We start from the raw sequence: 3,241 nt of genomic DNA on the forward strand, positions 1-3,241 counted from the left end.
AACCGGATGTAAACACGGTTGTTCGTTGTCTCAGAACTAACACAGTGGACGCGAGCAACTGAGGACAAGCCCTCGGCCTATTAGTACCGGTCAACTCCACACCTCACAGTGCTTCCATATCCGGCCTATCAACCCAGTCGTCTACTGGGAGCCTTACCCCATCAAGTGGGTGGGAGTCCTCATCTCGAAGCAGGCTTCCCGCTTAGATGCTTTCAGCGGTTATCCCTCCCGAACGTAGCCAACCAGCCATGCCCTTGGCAGGACAACTGGCACACCAGAGGTTCGTCCGTCCCGGTCCTCTCGTACTAGGGACAGCCCTTCTCAAGACTCCTGCGCGCGCAGCGGATAGGGACCGAACTGTCTCACGACGTTCTAAACCCAGCTCGCGTACCGCTTTAATGGGCGAACAGCCCAACCCTTGGGACCGACTCCAGCCCCAGGATGCGACGAGCCGACATCGAGGTGCCAAACCATCCCGTCGATATGGACTCTTGGGGAAGATCAGCCTGTTATCCCCGGGGTACCTTTTATCCGTTGAGCGACGGCGCTTCCACAAGCCACCGCCGGATCACTAGTCCCGACTTTCGTCCCTGCTCGACCCGTCGGTCTCACAGTCAAGCTCCCTTGTGCACTTACACTCAACACCTGATTACCAACCAGGCTGAGGGAACCTTTGGGCGCCTCCGTTACTCTTTAGGAGGCAACCGCCCCAGTTAAACTACCCATCAGACACTGTCCCTGATCCGGATCACGGACCCAGGTTAGACATCCAGCACGACCAGAGTGGTATTTCAACGACGACTCCACCTGAACTGGCGTCCAAGCTTCAAAGTCTCCCACCTATCCTACACAAGCCGAACCGAACACCAATATCAAACTGTAGTAAAGGTCCCGGGGTCTTTCCGTCCTGCTGCGCGAAACGAGCATCTTTACTCGTAGTGCAATTTCACCGGGCCTATGGTTGAGACAGTCGAGAAGTCGTTACGCCATTCGTGCAGGTCGGAACTTACCCGACAAGGAATTTCGCTACCTTAGGATGGTTATAGTTACCACCGCCGTTTACTGGCGCTTAAGTTCTCAGCTTCGCCACACCGAAATGTGACTAACCGGTCCCCTTAACGTTCCAGCACCGGGCAGGCGTCAGTCCGTATACATCGCCTTACGGCTTCGCACGGACCTGTGTTTTTAGTAAACAGTCGCTTCTCGCTGGTCTCTGCGGCCACCCCCAGCTCAGAGTGCAAGACTCATCACCAGAAATGGCCCCCCTTCTCCCGAAGTTACGGGGGCATTTTGCCGAGTTCCTTAACCATAGTTCACCCGAACGCCTCGGTATTCTCTACCTGACTACCTGAGTCGGTTTAGGGTACGGGCCGCCATGAAACTCGCTAGAGGCTTTTCTCGACAGCATAGGATCATCCACTTCACCACAATCGGCTCGGCATCAGGTCTCAGACTATATGCACGACGGATTTGCCTACCGTGCGTCCTACACCCTTACCCCGGGACAACCACCGCCCGGGCTGGACTACCTTCCTGCGTCACCCCATCGCTTACCTACTGCAAGTCTGGTCCGACGGCTCCACCACTTCCCTTTGCCCGAAGGCTCCAGGACGGCTTCACGGTCTTAGCATCGCCTGGTTCAGTACTGGGCGTTTCAAAGCGGGTACCGGAATATCAACCGGTTGTCCATCGACTACGCCTGTCGGCCTCGCCTTAGGTCCCGACTTACCCTGGGCAGATCAGCTTGACCCAGGAACCCTTAGTCAATCGGCGCACACGTTTCCCACGTGTGTATCGCTACTCATGCCTGCATTCTCACTCGTGAACCGTCCACCCCTCGCTTCCGCGGAGGCTTCACCCGGCACACGACGCTCCCCTACCCATCCGCACGCCCGTTAAGGCTATGTGTACGAATGACACGACTTCGGCGGTACGCTTGAGCCCCGCTACATTGTCGGCGCGGAATCACTTGACCAGTGAGCTATTACGCACTCTTTCAAGGGTGGCTGCTTCTAAGCCAACCTCCTGGTTGTCTCTGCGACTCCACATCCTTTCCCACTTAGCGTACGCTTAGGGGCCTTAGTCGATGCTCTGGGCTGTTTCCCTCTCGACCATGGAGCTTATCCCCCACAGTCTCACTGCCGCGCTCTCACTTACCGGCATTCGGAGTTTGGCTAAGGTCAGTAACCCGGTAGGGCCCATCGCCTATCCAGTGCTCTACCTCCGGCAAGAAACACACGACGCTGCACCTAAATGCATTTCGGGGAGAACCAGCTATCACGGAGTTTGATTGGCCTTTCACCCCTAACCACAGGTCATCCCCCAGGTTTTCAACCCTGGTGGGTTCGGTCCTCCACGACCTCTTACAGCCGCTTCAACCTGCCCATGGCTAGATCACTCCGCTTCGGGTCTTGAGCGCGCTACTAAACCGCCCTGTTCGGACTCGCTTTCGCTACGGCTTCCCCACACGGGTTAACCTCGCAACACACCGCAAACTCGCAGGCTCATTCTTCAAAAGGCACGCAGTCACGACTGTATGTGCAAGCACATACAGCGACGCTCCCACGGCTTGTAGGCACACGGTTTCAGGTACTATTTCACTCCGCTCCCGCGGTACTTTTCACCATTCCCTCACGGTACTATCCGCTATCGGTCACCAGGGAATATTTAGGCTTAGCGGGTGGTCCCGCCAGATTCACACGGGATTTCTCGGGCCCCGTGCTACTTGGGAAATACGCAAGAGAGCCGCTGATGTTTCGGCTACGGGGGTCTTACCCTCTACGCCGGACCTTTCGCATGTCCTTCGCCTACATCAACGGTTTCTGACTCTCCGACCAGCCGGCAGACTGATCAAGTGCACTCCCACAACCCCGTATGCGCAACCCCTGCCGGGTATCACACACATACGGTTTGGCCTCATCCGGTTTCGCTCGCCACTACTCCCGGAATCACGGTTGTTTTCTCTTCCTGAGGGTACTGAGATGTTTCACTTCCCCTCGTTCCCTCCACACTGCCTATGTGTTCAGCAGCGGGTGACAGCCCATGACGACTGCCGGGTTTCCCCATTCGGACACCCCCGGATCAAAGCTCGGTTGACAGCTCCCCGGGGCCTATCGCGGCCTCCCACGTCCTTCATCGGTTCCTGGTGCCAAGGCATCCACCGTGCGCCCTTAAAAACTTGGCCACAGATGCTCGCGTCCACTGTGCAGTTCTCAAACAACGACCAACCACCCGCCACCCC

1 rRNA gene is annotated in these 3,241 nt (G+C 56.9%); it reads right to left on the reverse strand.

The window, feature by feature from the left end:
- Window positions 1–60: 60 nt before the first annotated feature.
- A 23S ribosomal RNA gene (locus tag GXP76_RS34850) occupies window positions 61–3,184 on the reverse strand.
- Window positions 3,185–3,241 lie beyond the last annotated feature (57 nt).

The sequence above is a fragment of the Streptomyces sp. NP-1717 genome (genome assembly GCF_022695985.1).
GTDB lineage: Bacteria > Actinomycetota > Actinomycetes > Streptomycetales > Streptomycetaceae > Streptomyces.